This is a genomic window from Hippea sp. KM1 (assembly GCF_000526195.1).
In the GTDB taxonomy this organism is placed as follows: Bacteria; Campylobacterota_A; Desulfurellia; order Desulfurellales; family Hippeaceae; genus Hippea.
On sequence record NZ_JAFP01000001.1, the window covers coordinates 872543 to 895781 of the forward strand.

A 23239-nucleotide genomic window follows, 5' to 3' on the forward strand; every position below is an offset into this window, starting at 1 on the left:
ACTGGAGGATTAGGTGAGTTTTGAGATAGATATTATCATCGATAGAAAGCGCAGGTGGAACTTAAAGGAGATGTTGATAGAGGAGGGGTTTTCCTTTAAGGAGTGGTTTGTTGAATTCACAAACGACCGCTCCATAATAAGTTTTGAAATCAACAAGACCCAGGAAGAGGTGCTAAAGAGGTTGTTTGAGTTTTTAAAGGATGCCCCGACAGGCACAAGGATAATACTGCCCAACGGGACAAAGGTTAATCCGTTTAAGGACGATTTTGAGAGGTTCTATCGGCTGGTTTGTGAATACCTTGTCAAGGAGTAGCTATGGCCATACGCAAGCTTAATTACGATGATGTGAAGGTGGAATTCGATTTTGATGTTGAGAATATAGATAGTGATGGTTTTTTGGTATATCAGAAGAGGATTGAGCTGGCCTTAGAAAAGCTCAGCAGTATAGCAAGCTTTGACCACAATCTTTACATATCGGGTGAACTGTCAAGGGACGATAAATACACAGTTATAGAGATGCTTAACAGGTTTGCCCAAAACAGCAAGACCCAACTTTACGATTACTGCTATGTCAATAACTTCAAAAACCCCAAAGAGCCGAAGATCATCAAACTCAAACCGTCGCAGGGCAAGGAATTTGTAAAGTGTATGGATGATCTGGTCGATTACCTCATAAAGAGCGTGCCGAGGATATTCGACAGCAAGGAGTATGAGGAGAAGGTTCAGGATGTTATAAGGCATTACGATGAGATAAACAAAAAACTCTATGAGGATTTGCAAAAGAAGGCCAATGAGCTGGATTTTACCGTAAAATTCTCCCAGATGGGCATAGTTGTAAACCCCGTAATTGCAGGAAGGATCATCACAGAAAGGGAGTATGCCGGTCTGTCGGATGATATAAAAAAAAGCATAGAAGAGAAGCGGAAGGAATTAGAAAAGCATATAGACGAGTTTTTAGATAAGACAAAGGAGCTTGAGAAGGAAAAGCAGGAAAAGCTCAAAAAGATCAACGATGAGATGTCTCTGTTTGTTGTATCGCCCAAGATAGACGAGATTAGAAACAAATTCAAGGACAACCCGGATATTGAGGAGTATTTAGATGAGGTTGAGGATTACACGCTGAAAAACATATCCATATTCCTGCCTCAGAAGAATCAGCAGTTTCCCTTCTTCAATATGCCCATGAAATACACCGAATACAAGGTTAATCTGTTTGTGGATAACAGTCAGACCAGGGATGTGCCTGTGGTGTATGAGGAGAATCCGACATATTACAATGTATTCGGCAAGCTGGAGAAGCAGGCCTATTTTGGTGCGTTCATAACGGACTTTACCCACATAATATCCGGTTCGATCCATAAGGCCAACGGCGGCTATCTTCTGCTTGATGCCTTTAGTGTTTTGGTTAATCCCGGTGTGTGGGATACGCTGAAGAAGGCTCTATTATCTAAAAAGAGCGTGATTGAGGAGTGGAGCGAGAAATACGGCATAATAGCCTCTGAGACCCTAAAGCCCGAACCTATAGACTTAGACATAAAGGTTGTGCTGTTTGGGCCTGAATACATTTACGATATACTGTTTAGCTATGATGAGGAGTTTAAGAAGCTATTTAAAATAAAGACCAATTTTGACTATTCCATACCCAAGGAGAAAAACATAGCGGCTAAATATGCAGCCAAGATCATAGAATATTGCAAGAAAAACAACCTAAAGATACCCTCAAAAGAGGGGTTTGAGGCGCTATTTAAGTATTCATCCAGGATTGTGGAGGATAGAAAGAGGCTGTGGGCATATACAGACGATGTTTTGGATATTGTTAGGGAAGCCCAGACCTTAAGCAAAAACGACCACTTAGGGTATAACGAGATTAAGCTTGCTATAGAGGAGAGGAAGTTTCTAAAGAGCCTGTGGAAGGAAAAGATCTATGAGATGATCCAGAGGGGTCAGATTATCATAGACCTAAAGGGTAAGAGGGTTGGCCAGATAAACGGGCTCTCCGTTTTGGATTTGGGTGATTTCTCCTTCGGAAGACCCAACAAGATAGTGGCAAGGACATACTTAGGCAAGGAGGGCGTTGTTAGTGTTGAGAGGGAGAGTAAGCTCTCAGGCAGGATCTTCGATAAATCCTCGTTCATAATAACAGGTTATATCAACGGCACATACGGTTTTAACAAGACATTGAGCTTTTCTGCAACCCTCTCATTTGAGCAGTCCTATTCCATGATAGATGGGGATAGTGCATCTGTTGCAGAGGTGTTGGCCGTTTTGTCCGCCCTGTCCGGTGTTGAGCTTAAGCAGAATTTGGCCATTACAGGCTCGATGGATCAAAACGGCACGGTGCAGCCGATTGGCGGTGTAAATGAGAAGGTTGAGGGCTTTTATGAGGTCTGCAAGATAACGGGCAATCTTGAGGGTGCTGGCGTGGTTATACCGTCTAAGAACTTAGATAATTTGGTGCTGGACGATGAGGTTGAGGATGCTATCAAGAAGGGCATCTTCCATCTCTATGCCATAGATACGATTGACGATGCCATAGAGATATTCACCGACTTAAAGGCCGGCAAAAGGGTAAATAACGGATTTGAGAAGGGGAGTTTCCACTATTTGGTGGATAGAAAACTCAAAAGAATCAACGATATGTTGAGAAGGGAAAATCAGGAAGAATGATACGGTTTCTTGATGGTGGTGAATCCCACGGTAAGGCACTGGTTGCCATTATTGAGGGATTCCCGGCCGGTTTCAATATAGATGAAAACTATATAAACAAACGGCTTCTGTTGAGGCAGTCCGGCTATGGCAGGGGCGGCAGGCAGAAGATAGAAAAGGATAGGGTTGAGTTTATAAGCGGTGTCAGATTTGGTCAAACCATAGGCTCGCCCATAACCATGGTTATATACAACAGGGATTTTGAGAATTGGAAAGATGTAATGAGTCCCCTTGGCAGGCCAACAGACCAGAAGAGGGTGTCAAGGCCGCGGCCGGGTCATGCCGATTTGGTGGGTTATCTTAAATACAACCGCAGCGATATTCGTGATGTGCTGGAGCGCTCAAGCGCCAGGGAGACGGCGATCAGGGTTGCGGTTGGTGCGCTGTGCGAGGCGGCACTTGAAGAGATAGGCGTCAATATGTTTGCCTTTGTCAGGTCTATTGGAAGGGTTAGGCTAAGCGATGTTGATTACAACGACGATAACCTGATAGATAAGATAGAAAAATCTCCGGTGTTCTGCCCCGATGAGAGAACAACAGACCTGATGATAGCAGAGATAGAAAAGGCCAAGGCCGAGGGTGATAGCATAGGCGGCAGTGTTGAGGTGGTTGCAAGGGGTGTGGTTTGCGGTCTTGGCAGCTATTCGTTTTACGATAGGAGATTGGATGCAAGGATAGCCTCCTGTCTTGTTGGTATTCAGGCCGTTAAGGCCGTTGAGATTGGTGATGGCTTTGAGAATGCATCTAAATTCGGCAGTGAGGTTCATGACGAGATCGTCTATGAGGATGGATATAGGAGGCTAACCAACAGGGCAGGCGGCATAGAAGGCGGTATGTCCAACGGGGAGGACATCATCGTCAGGGCCTATATGAAGCCGATACCCACACTTAAAAAGGGGCTTAGGTCTGTTGATATCGATACACATAAGGAGGAATTGTCGGCATTTGAAAGAAGCGATGTCTGCGCAGTTCCCGCCTTGAGCATTGTGGCCAAATCTGCCGTTGCCTTTGAGATATTTAAGGCCTATCTGGAAAAATTTGGTTCGGATACGATGGATGAGCTAAAGGAAAGGGTTGCTGCATATAAGTCGTATCTAATAAAGAAATGAATATAATCCTTGTTGGCTTTATGGGCAGTGGTAAGACAACCATTGCTAGGATACTCAGCAGGAGGCATTCCCTTAGGTTTATAGACACCGATAAGCTGATAGAGAGGAAAGAGGGGTTGACTATACCGGAAATTTTCGATAAAAAGGGTGAGAATTACTTTAGAGAGATAGAAAAGCAACTGATCCAGGAGCAACTTAAGTATTGTGATAATTGTGTGATTGCCACAGGCGGCGGGATGCCCTGTTTTTTTAACAATATGGATCGGTTGAAATCGATAGGGTGGGTGGTTTATCTGAAGACGAGCTTTGAGGTTAGCAAAAAGAGAGCGATGCTATCTAAGGATAGGCCGCTGTTTAAGAATGAAAAGAGGGCAAAAGATTTGTATGATAAAAGGGTTGGTTGTTATAAGAAGGCTCATTTTATAGTGGATGCGGATAAAGATAAAGACATCACCGTTGCCGAGATTGAAAAAAAACTGTTTGGAGAAGGGCTATGAAGATTTCTATCAAGGATTTGGTGGAGAGCGTAAAGGAGAAACTGGCTTTTCCCAAGATTGCCATGCGCATCTTGAGGCTGTTTGAGGAAGATGACATAAGCGTCTATCAATTGGCAAAGATAGTCTCATTAGACCCCATTCTGGCTGCCTATATACTGAAGGTGGCAAACTCCGCCTTTTACAACTTCTCCGGTAAGGTCAAGACGCTTTCCGATGCCATAACCCTTATAGGATTTGAAGAGGTAAAGAAGATCGTTATCATGGTTTCTGCCAAGAACGCCTTTAAGGTTAGCGACGAGATGGACAGGATACTCTGGGAGCATTCATTGGCCGTGGCAGTGGCCAGCTCCGTTATAAACCAGCAGACCAGGATCACAGACGACGGGGTTGCATACATTGCAGGCCTGCTTCACGATATAGGCAAGATAGTCTTTAAGAAGAACGAGGATATGGAGTATGCACCGCTTCTAAATGAGGCATACTATGAGGGCAAGCAGGCAAAGGAGTTAGAGGAGGAGAGATACGGATACAACCATGCCGATGTGGGCGGTTATCTTCTGCAGGAGTGGAACTTTGATCAGGAGATTATAGATGCCGTATCCTTTCACCATTTGAACTTTACGCTGAAAAAGACCTCCGATTTTCTAAAGAAGGCGGCATTGGTTAATGTGGCCGATTTTGTCGTCAATAACTATCTGGCTATAGGGAAGGCGCAGAAGATTGATGACTTTGGCGCCCTGTTTGAACTTGGTGCGGCAAAGGTTATCGGTTTTAACCAGACCGATTTGGCCTTGATGATTGAGGATATACAGACCAAGTTTGAGGCATTAAGGGAGGCCATGAAGGAAGAATCAGAATGAGGGTGTTTTTAACCGGTGCGACGGGGTTTGTTGGTATAAATACGGCAAAGAGGCTCATAAGCGAGGGGCATGAGGTTGTTGCCTTTGTCAGGAACAGGCAAGCAGCAGAAGAGCTCTTAGGCAGAAGGGTTGAGATTGTTGTTGGTAGCATAGAGGATACCGATGCCATCGTTGAAGGGCTAAACGGGTGCGATACGGTAATACACATAGCAGGCCAGATAAAGGCCCACAACCTCAACAGCCTTTACAATACCAACAGGATTGGCTCAAGGAATGTGGCTATAGCATCAAGAAGACTCGGCATAAAGAGTATAGTTTATGTATCATCTTTGGCTGCAAGGGGGCCTGATGGGGCAGGGGGCGTTGTCTCCCATTACGGCTATTCCAAACGGTTAGGTGAGCTTGAGTTTATACACAACCTATTTGATACCAACCTGAAGATCATAAGACCGCCTATAGTTTATGGACCTTATGATAGGGGCATGCTTGAGTTGTTTAAGATGGCCAAATTGGGCATCTTGCCAAGGATGGACAAGTATTACAGCCTTATCTTTATAGATGATTTGGTTTCCTCTGTTGTTGAACTTGCTAAAAGGGATTCAAACGCCCCTGAGGTTTACTGCATATCCTCAGGCGTATACCACTGCAGGGACATAAACGAGGCGTTGTTGAAGGCATCTGGCAGAAAAAGGGCCCTCTATTTGCCACTTAACGATAAGATAGCCATGCTGGGTCTGTTGTTTAGCACAAGCAGGTCTCCTTTTAGCAGGGATAAAATAAGGGAGATAAGACCCAGGGCCTGGACATGTGATCCTGAAAAATTGAATAAAGAGATAAAATTTCGCCCCACTATTGATATATTCACAGGATTTGATATAACCTTTAGATGGTATGAAGAGCATGGATGGATATAGCCCCATAGTCTTCAATGAGAATGATGAGCTGTTGATGTTGAATCAACTCCTCCTCCCAAAAGAAAAGCAATATATCAAAGCAAAAACCGTTGAAGAGGTGTGTAAGGCCATAAAGGATATGGTCATAAGGGGCGCACCCTTGATTGGTATAACGGCGGCATTTGGCCTGTATTTGGGCATAAAGGATAGCCAGACGAAGGATGAGTTTTTAGATAGGTTTGAAAGCTCTGTTGGGTGTTTATCCAAAACCAGGCCCACGGCCGTTAATCTGTTCTATGCCTTGGATAGAATGAAATCGGTGGTTGAGGAAAAGATAGACATATTGCCCCTGTATAAGCTCATCAATAAATTAAGGGCCACCGCCTTTACCATATGGGAGGAGCAAAAGGGGCAGGATGAGAGGATTGGTCTGTTTGGTGCTGAGTTTTTGAAGGGAAAGAGGCGCATATTGACGCACTGCAACACGGGGAGTTTGGCAACAGGCGGCATTGGCACGGCATTGGGTATAATAAAAACAATGCACAGAATGGGGCTTTTAGATATTGTTTATGTGGATGAGACAAGGCCGTATTTGCAGGGTGCCCGCCTTACAGCCTTTGAATTGAAGGAGGAAGGCATACCCTTTAAGATAGTCACCGACAACTCATGCGGTATGCTTGCAAGAGCTAAGCTTATGGATGCTGTGATTGTTGGAGCCGACAGGATAGCAAGAAACGGCGATACGGCCAACAAGATAGGCACATACTGCCTTGCGAATATGAGCAGAAGGCACAATATAACCTTTGTTGTGGCAGCGCCTGAATCAACCATAGACAGGAGCATATCCTCAGCAGGCGATATACCTATTGAAGAGCGCTCACAGGATGAGGTTTTAAACTGCGGCGGTGTTAGGGTTGCCCCAGATGGTTCGGAGGCTTTAAACTTCTCGTTTGATATAACCGATTCAGAGCTTATAGATGCCATAATCACAGAAAAGGGGGTCTATAGGTATCCTTATGGATTTTAACTCTGAGTTTATACTGTTTGAGAGGGATAGCGATATAGGCATTTTGACCTTGAATAGGGCCGATAAGCACAATGCGATAAACAGGGAGTATATGGATGAACTCTTGAATTTTTTGAGTTTTGCAGAGAAGGAACAGTTGAAGGCCCTTCTTATAACCTCATCGGGTAAGGATGTCTTTGCTGCAGGTGGCGATATAGAGTATTTTCTAAAGCTTACAAGCAAAGAGGACGCCTTCAGCATGGCCCTTCAGATGCATAATATTTTAGCCCGTTTTGAGGATTTGGAATACCCCACGGTTTGCGCCATTAATGGTTCTGCCATAGGGGGCGGTGCTGAGATCATCTTGGCCTTTGATATAAGATTCGCAAGGAGCAATATATTCATTCAGTTTAAAGAGAAGGCCATGGGCGTTACAACCGGCTGGGGCGGCACATATAGGCTTGTTAGGTTGGTGGGTTATTCTAAGGCCTTGAAGGTGCTCTTGTCTGCCGAAAAGATTGATGCCAAGACCGCCAAGGATATAGGGCTTGTGGATGAGATATACGAAGAGAGCGTGCTTTTGGACAAGGCGGTGGAGTTTTGCCATAACCTAAAAGACGACGATGTCAGATTGATTAAATACATAAAGAGGCTTGCGAAGGAGTCGCAGTTTTTAAACAGGGATGAGGGGATGCAGCTTGAAAGGGAACTTTTCTCAGACAGCTGGATGTTTGGCAAAAGGGAAGAGCAGATGAAAAAATTTATTGCAAAAAGGGTGTAAGGTATGGGGTTTTTAAAGAACATAGCCGATAAGCTTTTTAAGACAAAAAAGGGTTTTACCGAAAAGATACATGAGGAATCAAAAAAGGATGAACCCATAACCGAGGAGTATTTGGACTTCATTGAGGAGCTTTTGATAGAGTCTGATTTTGGCGTTAAAACAACCATGCGAATCATGGATGCCATAAATGAGGGCATGAGCGATGGTTCTGTGAAGACCCGCCAGGATGTTGAGCTGAAGATAAGAGAGGTCATACTGGATGTCTTGAAACAGGTGGAAAAACCCCTTGAAATCAGGCATAAGAAGTTTGTTGTGCTGGTTGTCGGCATAAATGGCAGTGGAAAGACCACAACGATAGGCAAGCTTGCCAGCCTGAACACGGATAAGGGCAAAAGGGTTATGCTCGTTGCGGCAGACACCTTCAGGGCCGCAGCTATTGAGCAGCTTGAGGAGTGGGCCAAGAGGGCTTCTGCATCCATTGTTAAGCAGAACGAAGGGGCAGACCCTGCTGCCGTTGCATTTGACGGTGTTTCAAGTGGTATAGCCAAGAATTACGATGTTATATTCGTCGATACGGCAGGCAGACTCCATACGCAGAAGAACCTCATGAACGAGGTCATAAAGATAAAAAAGGCTGTACAAAAGGCCTATCCCGAGGCGCCGCATGAGACGCTGTTGGTTTTGGATGCCACCATAGGTCAAAACGCCATAAATCAGGCCAGGGAGTTTAATAAGGCCTTAGGCATAACCGGTATCGTTTTAACCAAGATGGATGGAACGGCCAAGGGCGGCATAATTGTGGCTATAAGCGAGGAGTTTAAGATACCCATAAGATACATAGGAATAGGCGAGGCGTTGGAGGATTTGAAGGTCTTTAATGCGAGGGACTTCGTGGAGTCTGTATTTGTGCCATAAATATTGGAGGTGAAATATGAGTGTTATTGTAGATGTTTATGCATTTGAGATTTTGGACTCAAGGGGAAATCCAACAATAAAGTGCAAGATAACAACAGAGAACGGTGTTGTTGGTGTATCAGAGGTGCCAAGCGGAGCATCGACCGGTGATAACGAGGCCGTTGAGCTGAGGGATAAGGATGAAAGATACAGGGGCAAGGGCGTTCTCAATGCCGTAAACAATGTAAACGATAAGATAGCAAACGAGATAATAGGCATAGATGTGTTTGAGCAGGAAGAGATAGACAACACCATGATAGAGCTTGATGGAACCAAGAATAAATCCAATTTGGGGGCCAATGCCATTTTGGCTGTTTCTATGGCTGCAGCCAGGGCTGCATCGATAGAGCTTGGTATGCCGCTTTATAGGTATTTGGGCGGATTACACGCAAACCTTCTGCCCCTGCCCATGTTGAATATACTAAACGGCGGAAAACATGCAGACAACAATGTGGACTTTCAGGAATACATGATCGTGCCTGTAGGCGCAGAGACATTTAAAGACGCCATGAGGATGGCTTCGGATACATTCTGGGCATTGAAGGGCATTTTGAAGGATAGAGGGCTTTCAACGGGTGTTGGTGATGAGGGCGGTTTTGCACCCAATTTAAATTCAAACGAAGAGCCGCTTCAGTTGATTATGGAAGCTATAGAGAAGGCCGGATACAGGCCAATGGACGATATAGCCCTGGCTTTGGATCCTGCAAGCAGCGAGTTTTACAAAGACGGCAAATACATTGTGGGTGGTGAGGCCCTAACAAGCGACGATATGGTTGCATTATACAAAGAGCTTGTTAAGAAATACCCGATCGTGTCCATAGAGGATGGATTGGCAGAGAACGACTGGGATGGATGGGAGAAGTTGACCGATGAGCTGGGCGAGTATGTGATGCTTGTTGGTGATGATATATTCGTGACCAATACCGAGCTTATTGAAAAGGGAATAGAAAATGCTATTGCTAATGCGGTGTTGATTAAACTAAACCAGATCGGGACGGTGAGTGAGACATTGGATGCCATTAGGCTGGCCGAGGATGCGGCTTATAACTTTGTTATATCGCACAGATCCGGTGAGACATCCGATACATTCATTGCCGACTTGGCCGTTGCGACCAACGCCGGATGGATTAAGACAGGCTCGGCCTGCAGGGGTGAGAGGATTGCCAAATACAACAGGCTCATTGAGATAGAGGAAGAGTTGTTCCCTTATGGCGAATACCCAACATGGAAATAGGGTTTTCGATGCGATTATACTGATATCGGCCATTATCTGCGCAGGCTTGGTGGGTAGGGGGATTTACGATAAACAGATGCAGCTTAAGGAGTTAAGACATAAAAGCTCTATGCTGGATAAAAAGATAGAGCAGCTAAACGACAACATCCACAGAATCAAAAGGCAGATAAAGATAGCAAAAAGCGACCCCTATTACCTGAAGCAGAAGGCCTCGGATAGATACCTCATGATAAACAAGGACGAGTCCATAATCATTTTCGAAGATGGCAGATAATCCAGCAATAAACATAATAGGTGGCGGCCTTGCGGGTGTTGAGGCCGCCTTTGCCATAGCAAATAGGGGCTTTGATGTTAATCTATTTGAGATGAAGCCCCATGTATTTAGCGAGGTTCACAAAAGTGAGAACTTAGCCGAGATCGTATGCAGCAATTCCTTTGGCAGCAAGAAGCTATCGACGGCAAGCGGTGTGTTAAAGAAGGAGATGGAGATTTTAGACTCTGTCCTTCTGAAGGCGGCCTATACCGTAAGCGTTGAGGCTGGCGATGCACTGGCCGTTGATAGGGCTAAATTCTCAGACCTCATTACCCTGTGGGTTTCTCAGCACCCCAGAATACACCTTTTAAGAGAAAGGGTAAGTCAAATAGATGATAAAAGCATCTGGGTTGTGGCCTGCGGGCCGTTGTGCGATAGAGAACTTATAGGCTTTTTAAAGGAAAGATACATTCGTGGCGATCTTTTGCATTTCTTTGATGCCATAGCGCCCATTGTTTATGCAGATACCGTTGATTATTCAAAGGGCTTTTGGGGTTCACGATACAGTGATAAGAAGGATTACTTCAACTGTGTTTTAAGCCAGCAGGAGTATGATCGCTTTTATGAGGAGCTTATCAAGGCGCAGAAGGTTGAGTTTAAGGAGTTTGAGAAGAACTATTTTGAAGCCTGCCTGCCTATTGAGGAGATAGCAGAAAGGGGCAAACAGACGCTCCTTTTTGGCCCACTTAAGCCGGTCGGTTTGACTTACAACGGCAAGCAACCCTTTGCTGTTGTTCAGCTGAGAAAGGAGAATAAAGAAGGCACACTCCTTTCCATTGTGGGCTTTCAGACAAAATTGACATACCCTGAGCAAAAGAGGGTGTTTAGGCTTATACCGGCACTTAGGAACGCCGAGTTTGCCAAGCTCGGCAGCCTCCACAGGAATACCTTTATAGATTCGCCGCGCCTGTTGAATGAGTTTTTGCAGCTAAAAGGAGCAGGACACATCTTCTTTGCCGGCCAGATAACAGGCGTTGAGGGGTATATGGCATCGGCTGTAAGCGGCATCTATGTCGGTATGAACATAGCCCTAAAGATGAAGAGGGGTAAGATGATGAAGCCCCCAAGGAACACCATGTTTGGCGGTCTTATTTACCACATCACAGAAAAAGAGGGGCAGTTTCAGCCTATAAGTGAGAATTTCGGCTTTATCGATGTGGGCAATGTTAGACCAAAGAAAAAGAAGAGGGAAGTGCAGGCTAAAACGGCCATTGAGAATACCAGAATCTGGAGAGAAGAGTATGAAAGTCAGTTTGGTTGAACATACACCCAATCCGGATTATGTTGCGGCCTTCTCTGCAAGGGTGTGTTATAGCACAAATCCAGATGAGCTGAAGTTGGATGAAGAGGGCATAAGGAGGATTCTGCGCAGGGTTATAAAATCCGGCCATCATTCTGTATTGGAGCATGTAAGCTTTACATTTCTTATAGAGGGGATAAGCAGGGTTGCAACACACCAGCTTGTCCGACACAGGATTGCAAGCTATTCGCAACAGAGCCACAGATATACAAAGGTAGAGAGGGAGAGCTTTGTAATACCGCCGTCGATAGAAGGGATGCCGCAGATAAAAAAGCTATACGATGAGTTTATTAAAAATTCGCTGGAGTTCTATGAGAAGTTGATTGAGTTGGGTATAAAGAAGGAGGATGCCCGATTTGTTATACCCCAGGCTGTAAGCTCCAATATCGTTGTGTCGATGAATGCAAGGGAGCTTTTGCACTTCTTTAGCTTAAGGTGCTGTGTTAGGGCTCAATGGGAGATAAGGGAGGCGGCAATAGAGATGTTGAAAATAGCAAAGTCCAAAGCTCCTGTGATATTTGAGAATGCCGGCCCTGCCTGTGTCAGGGGCAGATGTCCTGAGGAGAATCCCTGCACGGATATACAGCAGATCAGGCGGTTTTTTAAAGAACTATGAGCGGGGCTTTGTTTGTTGTTGCAACGCCGATAGGCAACCTGTCGGATATAACATTCAGGGCTGTTGAAACCCTGAAACGTTCAGCCTATGTCCTGGCCGAATCACCGCACCATTCAAAGAGGTTGTTTGAGGCCTATTCGATAGATACACCGCTTGTTAAATACAACGACGATTACAGGGTTGAGGATATAATCGATAGGGCTGTTGAGGATGTAAAGGGTGGGCTTGAGATATCGCTAATAAGCGATGCAGGCACACCGACCATATCCGATCCGGGCTATAGGATCGTAAAACGCTTCAGGGATGAGGGCTTGAGGGTCGAACCGATACCGGGTGCTTCAGCCTTGATTGCGGCTTTGAGTGCAAGCGGTCTTCCAACGGATAAGTTTGTTTTTCTGGGTTTTCTTCCAAAAACCTCAGGCAGGAGGGTGAATGTTTTAAGATCGGCCGACATCGACGCAACGATTATATTCTATGAATCCCCCAACAGAATCATAAAATCGCTCCTTTCTGTAAAGGAGGCGTTGGGGGACAGAGAGGTTGTGATTGCCAGGGAGCTGACTAAGGTCTATGAGGAGTTCATAACAGGCGGTGTTGATGAGGTCATAGATAAGCTCAAAGCAAAGCCCTCCATCAAAGGCGAGTTTGTCGTCCTTGTAAGAAAACATGTTTAAAAACGCTAAAGTTATAGCTTTCTTTACACTCATAAGCAGGGTTTTGGGATACATCAGGGATGTCCTTATAGCCTCACATTTTGGCGTTAGCATATATACCGATATGTTCTTTATTGCCTTTAGGATTCCAAACTCCTTAAGGAGATTTTTGGGTGAGGGGGCTGTTAACTCATCGGTTGTGCCTGTTCTGTCAAGAATTGATGAGAAGGATAAGCCTGTTGCCATCTGGAATGTGATTGTGGTGTTTGGTTTTGTTCTGCTTGTGGTTTCTGTCTTGGGTGTTGTCTTTTCTAAAGCGTTAGTGGCCGTCTTTGCCGGTGGCTATTTGAGGGGTGAGCATTCCTCTCTTATGAATAGCATGGTCAGGATCACCTTTCCGTATATCTTCTTCATAGGCTTGACGGTCCTTCTTATGGGTATCCTGAACACCTATAAGCACTTTGCCGTTGCTGCATTTGCGCCTTCTTTGTTAAACATCAGCCTCATAGCCTTTGTTTTTTTTGCCGATAGATTCTCAAACCCGGTGTATGCCCTTTGTGTGGGTGTTATAGTTGGGGGTCTTCTGCAGCTTATCGTTTCCTTCTTTGATTTTTTATCGTTGAGGATTCCACCCAAGATTAGCTTTAGGATAGAGGACTCAACGAGGCAGATTTTTTCCCTTATGGGCATAACGGCCCTGGGGAGTGGTGTTATGCAGATATCCTCTATGGTGGACAGCTTTGTGGCAAGCTTCTTACCATACGGCAGCTTCTCATACATCTTCTATGCCAATAGGCTATTTCAATTGCCGTTTGCCGTTTTTTCCATTGCCATTACCCAGAGCTCCTTACCCGATCTATCCAAGCTAAAGAAGACTGAATTGATCAAGGCCATTACCCTGCTGTTGAGGTTTGTCGTCTTTGTTTCTATTGCCGTTGAGATGTATTTCTTCTTCTTCTCAGAAGATGTTGTGGGTCTATTGTTTAGGCACGGCAGGTTTTCAGACCTTGATACATCCAATACAGCCCTGACGCTTAAGATTATGATTGCAGGCTTTCTGTTTTTCTCTATTGCCAAGATCCTATCCAACGCCTTCTATTCGTTTGAGGATGCAAAAACACCCCTTAGGGCTTCGGTCTTCTCCTCTTTTGTTGCTATCGTTGCCTCTGTTGCTTTAGGCTTTTCTTTGGGTTTTGTGGGTCTTGCCATTTCTATGAGCCTAAGCGGCCTTGTAAATGCTTCTGTCTTGTGGTTTTATGCCGACAGATCTATAGGCAGGATGAGGATAGCAGATATTGTCGATAGTCTCTGTCTTGTTGAGTTTGTTGTCCTGCTTGTTGTCTCTGTTGCCCTTGTGAGGCTTAATTTTGGCTTTTTGGCTGCCTTGGTGTTTTATGGAGGGTTTGCCCTTTACGGATTTAGGCATTACTCTGCTTTGGAATCAAGATAGCTTAAGGCCCTCTTTAGGTCTTCCTCGGTATTTATGTTGAAGAAATCCATGCAGTTTCTCCAGGGTATGGTTTTCAGGTGGAGTTTTTCTATAAATGATCTGATGCTTCTGTTTGCGCACCCTTGATTCTTTAGCGACTCTTTTGCTCTCTTTGATAGGGATAGGGGAAATAGTCTTATGCCGTTGCACTCAAATACATACGCATCGAATTCGTCCGTTAATCTTTCTGTCATTGTTTTTAACAACTCGGGCGTTATAAAAGGCATATCGGCTGTTAGGAATATGTAAAAATCGGCCTCAAAGTGTTCCATAACATTGAGGATGCCGCATAAGGGGCCTAAAAAGGGCCTTTGGTCTTTGATAGCTGGATGGTTTGTTTTGAAATCATCATCGAACCTCAGTGAGAGTATGGGCTTCTGCTTCAAGGATTCGATGCTTTCTATTGGATAGTCGATCAGTCTTTTGCCCAATAGGTTTATTCTTCTTTTGTCTTTGTTGAATCTTTTGCTTCTTCCGCCTGCCAAGATACAGAACAGCAGTTTCATCTTCTTAGGGCCCTTATACCCTCAATCAGGCATTTTAAAGAGAAGCTAAACGGCGGTCGCATCTTCATGAATTGACAATACTCATCCTTGAAATATGCCAATGTCTCCCTCTCTTCTATATTCATGATAAAATACAGGCCGGCTGCCGATAGCCATCCGCTAAACAGGATCACAATGGCGTTTTGTGTTGTGAAGGCAAGGCCTATGGCTATAAAGATATTGCCGAAGATCGCAGGGTGTCTCATGCATGAGAAGATGCCCTCCTTAACCAACCTATCGGGTCGGCTAAATCCATCTTGCGGCTGTTTGTGGCCAAATTTTTTTAGGCTCTTGCCAGCTATGATGTTTAAGGCTAAACCGTATGAGATTAAGATTATGCCCACCACCAAAAGGCATAGCTGTATGGTGGGGTTCAGTTTAGGCTTTGGGATTAGAAGGTTTACTAAGTATACTGAAATCCATAAGGATAACCAAAACAGCAGCTTCTGTGCAAAACCCATGCAATTAGTATAGACTGAAGCCCTAACAAGTCAAGAGAAGAAGGGAGGGGTGCCTCCCTATTCTGTGAAGCTGAACAGACCGTCATCGACGGTTGCCTTCATCATATCGAACGCCTCAAGCAACTCCACGCCCGATGTTGTAATGGAGTTGCTGCCGACAAAGCCTGCAGTCCTTGCTATCTTTAGCGCCTCATAGAAGGCCTCTTCGCTAAGGTTGCTGATTTTTTGGGCCTTCTTGATGTTTTTGGGCAGAACCCTGATTTTTCTCTCCTTTACATAGAGCGTTCCTGCGCTTCTTAAAGAGATTAGCATCCTCATTAAAACAGGGTTTACTGGGTTTGCAAAGCTATCCGGCACGCCCGATACGGCAGAATCTATCTTCTGGCCTATTGGTGTTTCGATTATGTTTCCGTCGGGTAATACCTCAATAATCCTTCTTGCCTCAAGCTTCTCTATAGCCCATTTTATCTTATCCTTCTCATAATCCTTAAGCTCCTTTAGGTTGTATACCTCATCTATTGTTATCCCCTTTGCGGGTATTAATTTGAGTATCTTGGCCTCAAAGTTGGTCAGGTGGGGTTTTCTGTTGATGGTTTCAGACAGTTTAGCATACAACTGCCCGCTGGATGTGGCCTCGAAGTTTCCAATTAAGCCGGCCTCTTTTGCCTCATTGAGCCACTCAATTGAGGGGCTTGAGAATGTCTTTTTGGTCATCGTTATGGCCTTTACGGCCGTTGAGCTTATGCTTCTTTTGTTGTCCTTCTGATCCTCTATTATCATTCTACCGAATTCGGTTAGCCTGAATATCTCCCTGTTTTTCTCCTCTGTGCTCTCTATCAGGTCAAATGATTCTAAGCTAAACAGCTCCTCCCTCAACATAAAATTATCATCATACCATCTCTTTAAATCCTTTGCCTGCTGAAATGCCTCGGCTATCTTTCTGTATTTTTGCGGTATATCCTTTATCTTCTTTCCGTATCGCTCTATGAGGGCTTTGTATTCCTCTATCCTTTTGTCTATCATCCTGTTTCTTAGGTTTTCGAATGTGGGCATGTCGGATTCGCTTTTTGTTTCGGCATAGCGCTGATTTAGTTTATCGATCGTCTCTAATACCTCAACCTCTTCCTTTTCTATTGCTATGGTCCATATATCCTTCCTTGGGCCATCATGCCAGACCCTAAAGGCCTCAAGGAGCCATTCGCCGGCTTTGAGCAGTTCGCCGTTGTTGTCTATATAGGCAAGCTCTTTAAGCCTTGATAAGGCCTCCTGTGGGATTTGAACGCCATCAACATGGTTGGCCAGCGACCACATGATGTCTTCACTTATTACTGTGCCGCTTGAGAAGCCGCCGTTTAGGAGTGTGTTTTTGATCGCCTGACCCAGGGCTGTGAATATGTAAACATCGGATATCGGTGCGCTGTATGCAATAAGCCTCATGCCTTCCAGCATGTGTTCATAGTGGCTGCCCAATGGCAATCTGTCGGATGTTGTAGGCCCCATCGGCACCTTCCTGATAAACTCGGCCAGCTCATCGTCTATGATGAGCCTTGGATGGGCGTTTTTGTATATCTTTAGTATGTTGCTTGCAGCCTCACTGAGTATGACCATCTCCTTCTTTTTGTCTGTATCCCATACCCTTATTGCAAGTCCCCTTTCTATGAGGTGTTTTTCAGACTTTGGGCCGACCCTTTCTGCCTTATCCGCAGCATCTATCATGGCCATGATCTCGCTGCCTATGAACCTGAAATCATCAGGCCAATCCTCAGGCTCCGGCAGTCCCCTGCCTTCTTTGATGACGATCTCGCCTTTAACCTCGTTTTCGTCCTCCGAATAGGGTTTTGGACCCTGATTGTACAGATCCTCAAGCAGCTCGGCTATGGATAGGCCCGAATAGGTCAGAGTCCACTTAAGCGGGGTTTTCTGTCTAACAAGGCCTGCCACCTCCAATTCGGCCATAACCTCGTTATCTATATCTCTTGACGGTGTATAGGAATCGGATCTGTATTCTTTTAATAGCTCCCTCAATGCCAATGCATGTGGTTTTCCTATTACCATACCATCACCTCCTTAGTCTAAAGAGTCCAGCATTCTGTTGAGCTTTTCGGCAATGTCGACATCGAATAAACAGATGGTCGGCACAATCCAGCTCACCATGTATCTGTTTTTTTTGTCTTTGTTTTGACCGAAGTAAGCAAGGCTAAATCTGCCAGACTTTAGGTGTTTTCTTATTAGATCCTTGGCCTCCCTCAGGGCCCTTCTCATGTTCAGTGGCAGCTGGTCAAAATCGTAAGCCTTACCCTCTTCGGTGTTCTTCTGTATGAATTCCGTTGTTAGGCCGGATGATCTGAATGCAGAAAGCAGCCTGTCGAATCCGTTTTTCTTAAAATAGACCAGTAAGAGCTCTGCTGCAGGAAGGCTAAACAGCAGCGTATCGTCATGCTCCTGATCGCTGTAATATGCCCTGATTGTGCCCCTTCTGTCTTCTAAATCCACCTTTATGATGAGTTTGGCACCCTCCTTGAGGTTTGCAGGTATGCTCTTTACCTCAAACTCCTCTCCGTTTTCTTCGTATTTGTCGCCAACACTTCTTTTGTTTTCGACTTCGCTGACAAATACGCTCTCAACACCTCCCCTCAATCCAAACAACAAATCAAAACCCCACGCCTTAAGGCTCTTTAGCTTAACCTCTAACTGGTCGGGCAACACGCCCCAGCTTTCCCTGACGAATGTGTTTAACATCCTTTGGTGTTTTACGCTCAACTCCCTAACCGTTTTCTTGTAAGACATAGAATACCTCCAAAAGTTTTTTGCCAGAAAATAAGTTATGTCAATTAATAAAATCGTCAAGAAGGGGTAAAAAATTATTGTAATTGCGCCTGGTTTCGATAATATATAGACCACTAACGAACTTGAGGTGGTTAATGAGGTGGCGCTGGAAGGATGAAGATAAGGTTATAGAGATAGGAAGGAATTTCTGTATAGCACCCCCCTGGTTTGAAACGGATAAGATAAAGATATCGCTGGTTGAGGGCAGCTCTTTTGGGACCGGTATCCATGAAACCACCGTAAGCTGCATGGAGATAGCAGAGGATATTGACTTTAAAGACAAGAGGGTTTTGGATGTGGGTATAGGCAGCGGTATACTCTCCATTGCAGCCTTAAAATTGGGGGCAAGGGAGGCCGTTGGTTTCGATATAGAAAAAACGGCGATAGAGGAGTGCATAGAAAACGGAAGGCTAAACGGCGTTTTAGGTGGCCTGAGTTGTTTTGTTTCGGATTCACCTTCGCCGATTAAGGGCAGCTTTGATGTGGTATTTGCCAATATCTTCGATGACATAATACTCGCCATGTCGGCAGAGATCGACAGGCTTACAAAGAGGGGTGGCCTTTTGGTGCTATCCGGTGTCTTGCCTGAGGAGAACTTTACGCTGAAGAAGAGGTTTACTCAGATGGGTTATACACTCCTTAGGAATAGATTTTTGAACGAATACACAACACTGCTTTTTAAAAAGGGGGATTGAATGAATTTAGAGGATAAGCTTGCCGCTATCGGTTTGAAAAAGGAGGAGTATGAGCTTTTAAAGGAAAAGCTAAACAGGGAGCCGCTGGATATAGAGCTTGAGATAGCCTCGGCCATGTGGAGTGAGCATTGCAGCTATAAATCCTCAAAGGTTCATCTTAAGAAACTGCCAACAAAAGGGGAGCGTGTTGTTATAGGGCCTGGCGAGAATGCCGGGGTTATAGATGTCGGTGATGGGTATGTGGCTGTATTTAAGATGGAATCCCACAACCATCCAAGCTTTATTGAACCATACCAGGGTGCAGCCACAGGCGTTGGCGGCATCTTGAGGGATGTGTTTACGATGGGCGCAAGGCCTGTGATGAATATGGATGGGTTGTTCTTCGGTGATATAGGGTTTCCAAGAACGAAGTTTTTGATAGACGGTGTTGTGCGGGGTATTGGCGATTACGGCAACTGCGTTGGCGTGCCGACCATAGGCGGTATGACATTCTTTGATGAGTGCTATAACACCAACAACCTGGTTAACGCCTTTTGTCTGGGTTTGGGAAAGAGGGATAGGATCTTCTTAGGCGTTGCAAGAGGCGTTGGTAATCCTGTATTCTATGTGGGCTCAAAAACCGGTAAAGATGGAATACACGGCGCCACGATGGCCTCTGCCTCGTTTGATGAGAACTTTGAGGATGAAAGGCCGGCTGTTCAGGTGGGTGACCCATTTACAGAGAAGCTATTGCTTGAGGCCTGCCTGGAGTTGATGGATAAGGACATAATAGAAGGCATACAGGATATGGGGGCTGCCGGTCTGACATCGAGCTCCTTTGAGATGGCAGATAGAGGCGGTGTGGGGCTTGAGCTGCACCTGGATAAGGTGCCAACCAGGGAAAAACTAACCCCCAGCGAGATAATGCTGTCTGAATCTCAGGAGAGGATGCTCATCATTGCAAAGAAGGGTAAAGAGGAAGAGGTAAAGGAGGTCTTTAGGAAGTGGAGCCTGGATGCTGAGGTTATAGGCAGGGTAATAGAGGAAAAAAGCATAAGGTTGTTTTGGAAGGGTGAGCTTATAGCCGATATAGATGTTGGGTTGATGGTGTCAAACTCCCCCGTCTATAGAAGGCCAACCAAAAAGCCAGCCTATATTGAAGCGATAGAGGATTTTGATTTTGATGGGCTTGATGAGCCTACCGATTACAACGAAACGCTTATTAAGCTTTTTTCATCCCCTGAGTTTGCAAGCAAAAAACCCCTATATGAGCAGTATGATTCGACCGTTCAGGATAATACGATTTTAAGACCGGGCAGCGATGCGGCAGTGATAAGGATAAAAGAGACGGGCAGGGGGATTGCTGCAAGCCTGGATGTAAACCCACGCTATGTTTACATAAACCCCAAAAAGGGGAGTGAGCTGGCCGTGGCAGAATCGTTTAGAAACCTGATAACAGTCGGTGCTCAGCCTTTGGCATTGACGGATTGTTTAAACTTCGGAAACCCTGAGAATCCTGAGATCATGTGGCAGTTTGAGCAGTCGACGGAAGGGTTGAAGGTGGCCTGTGAAAATTTAGGGGTTGCTGTGGTTAGCGGTAATGTAAGCTTCTATAACGAAACAAGCGGCAAAAACATCCATCCAACACCTGCGGTGGGTATGGTTGGGGTTATCTCTAATCCCTTGAATGCCCCAACTATAGCCTTCAAGAATGAAGGCTCAGATATTTATCTTGTAGGTAGGATAAAGCCTAAGGAGTTGGGCGGCAGTGCTTATCTAAAGTGGATTTTTAACAAAACAGCTGGTAAGCTGCCTGATCTGGATTATAGTTTGCACAAAAAACTGTTGGATTTTATGGTTGAGGCTGTTGAAAAGGGTTTAATCAGGGCAGCCCACGATGTATCAGAAGGCGGTGTATTGATCTGCCTTGCCGAGATGTGCGTTTCATCTTTGAAGGGAGCCGTTGTTGAGCTTGACATAGAGGGCAGGAAGGACTTTTACCTGTTCAGTGAATCCCAGGGTGCCATAGTGATTGAGGCAGATGGCGATGTTGTGCCTTTGGCTGAAGGGTTGGGTCTGCCTATATCTAAAATCGGCACAGTAAGGGGCGATAGGCTGAAGGTTAACGATGTAATTGATATAGATGTTATTAGGCTAAAGAGGGAAAACGAGCGGTTCTTTGGAGAGATTTTTGGCTGGTCTGATGAATGTATTTGATGATATACGGCTTGCAGATGAAGAGATATTCCAGACCATTGCAAGCTCCGAGTCGGTTAGAATAGAAAGGATTATATCCAACGGGCAGGCCTCACCTGAGGGTTTTTACTATGATCAGGATGAATATGAGTTTGTTCTTCTGCTTAAGGGTGAGGCTGTGCTTTCCTTTGACGATTCAGGCAGTGTAAGATTAAAAGAGGGCGATTATCTAATAATAGAGCCACACAGAAAGCATAGGGTGGAATACACCTCAAAACCTGCAATCTGGCTGTGCGTCTTTTATAGATGAGTCAAAAGATAGAGCTGTTTAAGAACCCCTCCTTGATAAATGACATACCGAAACTCCCGGGTGTTTACATAATCCGTTCATCCGATGATGAAATACTCTATGTGGGAAAGGCAAAATCCTTAAAGAACAGGCTAAAATCTTACCTAAACCCCAGGGAGATGGATATATTCAAGACCTCATTGGTGGGCGAGGCCCATACCGTTGAGGTTATTACGGTCAACTCAGAGCTTGAGGCGCTCCTGCTTGAGTCCAACCTCATAAAAGAATACCGCCCGCCGTATAACATAGTTTTGAGGGATGACAAGAGTTATCCGTATTTGAGGATAAGCTTCAGCGAAAGGTTCCCCAGATTGTGGATAGCAAGGCGAATAAAGAACAAGGGGGACTTCTACTTTGGGCCCATAACGCCTGTTGATAGACTCAGAACCCTGATAAAACTTCTAAAAAACTCCTTTAAGATTGCACAGAAGAACGATAAGCAGTGTCAGGGTGCATCATCAGCTTGCATTTACTATCAAATGGGCAAGTGTTTGGCTCCCTGTATTGGCAATATCTCCAGGGAGGATTACCTTAAGATCATAGAGCAGATAAAACGCATACTTACAAATCCAAGACAGATAAAGAAACAGCTTCAGGATGAGTTAAACGGTTATGTTGAGAGGCTTGAATTTGAGAAGGCCATACAGGTCAGGGATAAGCTTAAGGCCATCGAGTTGCTTGAGAATAAGCAGAGCGTTTCTGAGATCGGAGAGGATTTCTGCGATGTAATTGCCTTTGAGAGGCGGGATGTTGTGGTTTGTGTCTATATTATGAGCGTGCGGTTTTCCAATATAGTGGGCAATAGGACTTATTTCTTCTATACCGATAATATAGATGACGGATTCAAGGAAAGCTTCATAGTGCAGTATTATCTGAATCAACAGCAGGTGATACCGGATGTTTTGATACTGGAGGGTGGCTTAAACGCCTCCGTTTTGAGGGATGTCTTAAAAAGACAAAAGAGCGTTGAGGTGGTGATTCCAAAGAGGGGTTCAAGGAGGAGGTTGCTTGAGCTTGCCAAAAAGAACGCCAGGCTGAATCTGGATATTCACCTAAAACAGTTTGAGCATAACATTAAGATATTGGAGAGGCTTAAGGATGCCTTGAATCTTGTAAAGACACCTTACACAATCGATGTTGCAGACATATCGCATATAGGGTTTGAGAATGTTGTGGGCGGGGTTGTAAGATACACCGTTTCGGGTTTTGATAAAGCGATGTATAGGCGATATAGCCTAAAATCCAGCTTTGAGAAAGACGCAATGATTGAGATGTTATCCAGACACAAAAAGCTATTGCTCAACTCATCACACAAACTGGCCGATCTGGTTGTTGTTGATGGTGGTATGATTCAGGTAAACGCCGCAAAAGAGGTGTTTTCGGGTCTGCCTGTTGTTGGCATATCTAAGGAGAAGATAGAGGGAAAGACAATAAGAAGCCTGGGTGATGTTAGGGATAGGGTATACACAGAAAACGGCATTATTGAGATTGGCGGGGAGGTTTTGTCCTTCCTGCAAAGGTTGAGGGATGAGGCGCACAGATTTGCCGTTGAGTATCACAGGAAAAAGAGAAAGGAATATGTAATCGCAAGTGCATTAGACAGGATTGAGTTTATAGGGCCTAAGAGGAAGAAGGCGCTCTTTGAAAGATTCGGCAGCATAGAGAATATAAAAAACGCATCGGTTGATGATATAGCCTCAATAAAGGGCATAAGCAAGAAGATAGCTTCGATCATAAAGGAAAAGTTAGAGGATATTTAGATTTTTCTTGACAATAT

At 44.9% G+C, this 23239-nt stretch carries 23 protein-coding genes; 19 read left to right on the top strand and 4 right to left on the bottom strand.

Annotation, left to right across the window (positions count from 1 at the left end):
• Positions 1-13 precede the first annotated feature (13 nt).
• Genes D891_RS0104455 through murJ form a run of 15 tightly spaced genes read left to right on the top strand, consistent with a single transcriptional unit; the run spans position 14 to position 14372 of the window.
• On the top strand, positions 14-313 hold the full coding sequence (locus D891_RS0104455; RefSeq protein ID WP_025209831.1) for a hypothetical protein: 300 nt from the start codon (positions 14-16) through the stop codon (positions 311-313).
• Positions 314-315: 2 nt separating this feature from the next.
• On the top strand, positions 316-2667 hold the full coding sequence (locus D891_RS0104460) for an ATP-binding protein (RefSeq protein ID WP_025209832.1): 2352 nt from the start codon (positions 316-318) through the stop codon (positions 2665-2667).
• Positions 2664-3815, top strand: coding sequence for a chorismate synthase (aroC, locus tag D891_RS0104465; protein WP_025209833.1), 1152 nt, complete (start codon positions 2664-2666; stop codon positions 3813-3815). Before D891_RS0104460 ends, aroC begins: the two co-directional genes overlap by 4 nt.
• On the top strand, positions 3812-4312 hold the full coding sequence (locus D891_RS0104470; protein WP_025209834.1) for a shikimate kinase: 501 nt from the start codon (positions 3812-3814) through the stop codon (positions 4310-4312). Before aroC ends, D891_RS0104470 begins: the two co-directional genes overlap by 4 nt.
• Complete coding sequence (locus D891_RS0104475; RefSeq protein ID WP_025209835.1) at positions 4309-5172, top strand: HDOD domain-containing protein; 864 nt, start codon at positions 4309-4311, stop codon at positions 5170-5172. Before D891_RS0104470 ends, D891_RS0104475 begins: the two co-directional genes overlap by 4 nt.
• Positions 5169-6086 (top strand): NAD-dependent epimerase/dehydratase family protein, encoded by a 918-nt coding sequence (locus D891_RS0104480; protein WP_025209836.1) that lies wholly within the window; start codon positions 5169-5171, stop codon positions 6084-6086. Before D891_RS0104475 ends, D891_RS0104480 begins: the two co-directional genes overlap by 4 nt.
• Entirely contained in the window at positions 6064-7092 is a 1029-nt protein-coding gene (gene mtnA, locus D891_RS0104485) for an S-methyl-5-thioribose-1-phosphate isomerase (protein WP_025209837.1), read from the top strand. Before D891_RS0104480 ends, mtnA begins: the two co-directional genes overlap by 23 nt.
• On the top strand, positions 7082-7852 hold the full coding sequence (locus tag D891_RS0104490; RefSeq protein WP_025209838.1) for an enoyl-CoA hydratase/isomerase family protein: 771 nt from the start codon (positions 7082-7084) through the stop codon (positions 7850-7852). The genes mtnA and D891_RS0104490 overlap by 11 nt, the downstream gene beginning before the upstream one ends.
• A gap of 3 nt (positions 7853-7855) precedes the next feature.
• Positions 7856-8767, top strand: coding sequence for a signal recognition particle-docking protein FtsY (ftsY, locus tag D891_RS0104495; protein WP_025209839.1), 912 nt, complete (start codon positions 7856-7858; stop codon positions 8765-8767).
• Positions 8768-8783: 16 nt separating this feature from the next.
• Positions 8784-10040 carry a phosphopyruvate hydratase gene (gene eno / locus D891_RS0104500; protein WP_025209840.1) on the top strand — a complete coding sequence of 419 codons (1257 nt, stop codon included), beginning with the start codon at positions 8784-8786 and terminating at the stop codon, positions 10038-10040.
• A complete protein-coding gene (locus D891_RS0104505) occupies positions 10015-10314 on the top strand; it encodes a septum formation initiator family protein (RefSeq protein WP_025209841.1) in 300 nt (99 codons plus the stop codon). The genes eno and D891_RS0104505 overlap by 26 nt, the downstream gene beginning before the upstream one ends.
• Positions 10304-11614 (top strand): methylenetetrahydrofolate--tRNA-(uracil(54)-C(5))-methyltransferase (FADH(2)-oxidizing) TrmFO, encoded by a 1311-nt coding sequence (gene trmFO, locus D891_RS0104510; RefSeq protein ID WP_025209842.1) that lies wholly within the window; start codon positions 10304-10306, stop codon positions 11612-11614. The genes D891_RS0104505 and trmFO overlap by 11 nt, the downstream gene beginning before the upstream one ends.
• Positions 11595-12269 carry an FAD-dependent thymidylate synthase gene (thyX, locus tag D891_RS0104515; RefSeq protein WP_025209843.1) on the top strand — a complete coding sequence of 225 codons (675 nt, stop codon included), beginning with the start codon at positions 11595-11597 and terminating at the stop codon, positions 12267-12269. The genes trmFO and thyX overlap by 20 nt, the downstream gene beginning before the upstream one ends.
• Positions 12266-12943 carry a 16S rRNA (cytidine(1402)-2'-O)-methyltransferase gene (rsmI, locus tag D891_RS0104520; protein WP_025209844.1) on the top strand — a complete coding sequence of 226 codons (678 nt, stop codon included), beginning with the start codon at positions 12266-12268 and terminating at the stop codon, positions 12941-12943. The genes thyX and rsmI overlap by 4 nt, the downstream gene beginning before the upstream one ends.
• Positions 12936-14372, top strand: a complete 1437-nt coding sequence (gene murJ / locus D891_RS0104525) for a murein biosynthesis integral membrane protein MurJ (protein WP_025209845.1) — start codon at positions 12936-12938, stop codon at positions 14370-14372. The genes rsmI and murJ overlap by 8 nt, the downstream gene beginning before the upstream one ends.
• Here murJ and mobA read toward each other — a convergent pair.
• The 4 genes from mobA to D891_RS0104545 are packed head-to-tail and all read right to left on the bottom strand — an operon-like array spanning position 14348 to position 18204.
• Positions 14348-14917 (bottom strand): molybdenum cofactor guanylyltransferase, encoded by a 570-nt coding sequence (mobA, locus tag D891_RS0104530; protein ID WP_025209846.1) that lies wholly within the window; start codon positions 14915-14917, stop codon positions 14348-14350. The genes murJ and mobA overlap by 25 nt on opposite strands.
• Positions 14914-15417: a methyltransferase family protein gene (locus D891_RS0104535; protein ID WP_025209847.1), complete on the bottom strand. Its 504-nt coding sequence runs from the start codon at positions 15415-15417 to the stop codon at positions 14914-14916. The genes mobA and D891_RS0104535 overlap by 4 nt, the downstream gene beginning before the upstream one ends.
• 57 nt (positions 15418-15474) lie before the next feature.
• Positions 15475-17472 carry a DUF505 domain-containing protein gene (locus tag D891_RS0104540; RefSeq protein ID WP_025209848.1) on the bottom strand — a complete coding sequence of 666 codons (1998 nt, stop codon included), beginning with the start codon at positions 17470-17472 and terminating at the stop codon, positions 15475-15477.
• A gap of 12 nt (positions 17473-17484) precedes the next feature.
• Entirely contained in the window at positions 17485-18204 is a 720-nt protein-coding gene (locus D891_RS0104545; protein WP_025209849.1) for a TIGR00703 family protein, read from the bottom strand.
• Between the two features lie 134 nt (positions 18205-18338).
• On the opposite strand from D891_RS0104545, the gene D891_RS0104550 reads away from it, so the two are divergent.
• Genes D891_RS0104550 through uvrC form a run of 4 tightly spaced genes read left to right on the top strand, consistent with a single transcriptional unit; the run spans position 18339 to position 23222 of the window.
• The gene (locus D891_RS0104550) at positions 18339-18938 is read left to right on the top strand and encodes a 50S ribosomal protein L11 methyltransferase (protein WP_025209850.1); all 600 of its coding nucleotides are present in this window, start codon (positions 18339-18341) and stop codon (positions 18936-18938) included.
• Positions 18939-21134, top strand: coding sequence for a phosphoribosylformylglycinamidine synthase subunit PurL (gene purL, locus D891_RS0104555; protein WP_025209851.1), 2196 nt, complete (start codon positions 18939-18941; stop codon positions 21132-21134).
• Entirely contained in the window at positions 21109-21423 is a 315-nt protein-coding gene (locus D891_RS0104560) for a cupin domain-containing protein (protein ID WP_025209852.1), read from the top strand. Before purL ends, D891_RS0104560 begins: the two co-directional genes overlap by 26 nt.
• On the top strand, positions 21420-23222 hold the full coding sequence (gene uvrC / locus D891_RS0104565) for an excinuclease ABC subunit UvrC (RefSeq protein ID WP_025209853.1): 1803 nt from the start codon (positions 21420-21422) through the stop codon (positions 23220-23222). Before D891_RS0104560 ends, uvrC begins: the two co-directional genes overlap by 4 nt.
• Positions 23223-23239 lie beyond the last annotated feature (17 nt).

Coding starts and splice junctions, on each gene's coding strand:
- D891_RS0104460 (WP_025209832.1), top strand. CDS start 316: ATGGCCATACGCAAGCTTAATTACGATGATGTGAAGGTGGAATTCGAT.
- aroC (WP_025209833.1), top strand. CDS start 2,664: ATGATACGGTTTCTTGATGGTGGTGAATCCCACGGTAAGGCACTGGTT.
- D891_RS0104470 (WP_025209834.1), top strand. CDS start 3,812: ATGAATATAATCCTTGTTGGCTTTATGGGCAGTGGTAAGACAACCATT.
- D891_RS0104475 (WP_025209835.1), top strand. CDS start 4,309: ATGAAGATTTCTATCAAGGATTTGGTGGAGAGCGTAAAGGAGAAACTG.
- D891_RS0104480 (WP_025209836.1), top strand. CDS start 5,169: ATGAGGGTGTTTTTAACCGGTGCGACGGGGTTTGTTGGTATAAATACG.
- mtnA (WP_025209837.1), top strand. CDS start 6,064: ATGAAGAGCATGGATGGATATAGCCCCATAGTCTTCAATGAGAATGAT.
- D891_RS0104490 (WP_025209838.1), top strand. CDS start 7,082: ATGGATTTTAACTCTGAGTTTATACTGTTTGAGAGGGATAGCGATATA.
- ftsY (WP_025209839.1), top strand. CDS start 7,856: ATGGGGTTTTTAAAGAACATAGCCGATAAGCTTTTTAAGACAAAAAAG.
- eno (WP_025209840.1), top strand. CDS start 8,784: ATGAGTGTTATTGTAGATGTTTATGCATTTGAGATTTTGGACTCAAGG.
- D891_RS0104505 (WP_025209841.1), top strand. CDS start 10,015: ATGGCGAATACCCAACATGGAAATAGGGTTTTCGATGCGATTATACTG.
- trmFO (WP_025209842.1), top strand. CDS start 10,304: ATGGCAGATAATCCAGCAATAAACATAATAGGTGGCGGCCTTGCGGGT.
- thyX (WP_025209843.1), top strand. CDS start 11,595: ATGAAAGTCAGTTTGGTTGAACATACACCCAATCCGGATTATGTTGCG.
- rsmI (WP_025209844.1), top strand. CDS start 12,266: ATGAGCGGGGCTTTGTTTGTTGTTGCAACGCCGATAGGCAACCTGTCG.
- murJ (WP_025209845.1), top strand. CDS start 12,936: ATGTTTAAAAACGCTAAAGTTATAGCTTTCTTTACACTCATAAGCAGG.
- mobA (WP_025209846.1), bottom strand. CDS start 14,917: ATGAAACTGCTGTTCTGTATCTTGGCAGGCGGAAGAAGCAAAAGATTC.
- D891_RS0104535 (WP_025209847.1), bottom strand. CDS start 15,417: ATGGGTTTTGCACAGAAGCTGCTGTTTTGGTTATCCTTATGGATTTCA.
- D891_RS0104540 (WP_025209848.1), bottom strand. CDS start 17,472: ATGGTAATAGGAAAACCACATGCATTGGCATTGAGGGAGCTATTAAAA.
- D891_RS0104545 (WP_025209849.1), bottom strand. CDS start 18,204: ATGTCTTACAAGAAAACGGTTAGGGAGTTGAGCGTAAAACACCAAAGG.
- D891_RS0104550 (WP_025209850.1), top strand. CDS start 18,339: ATGAGGTGGCGCTGGAAGGATGAAGATAAGGTTATAGAGATAGGAAGG.
- purL (WP_025209851.1), top strand. CDS start 18,939: ATGAATTTAGAGGATAAGCTTGCCGCTATCGGTTTGAAAAAGGAGGAG.
- uvrC (WP_025209853.1), top strand. CDS start 21,420: ATGAGTCAAAAGATAGAGCTGTTTAAGAACCCCTCCTTGATAAATGAC.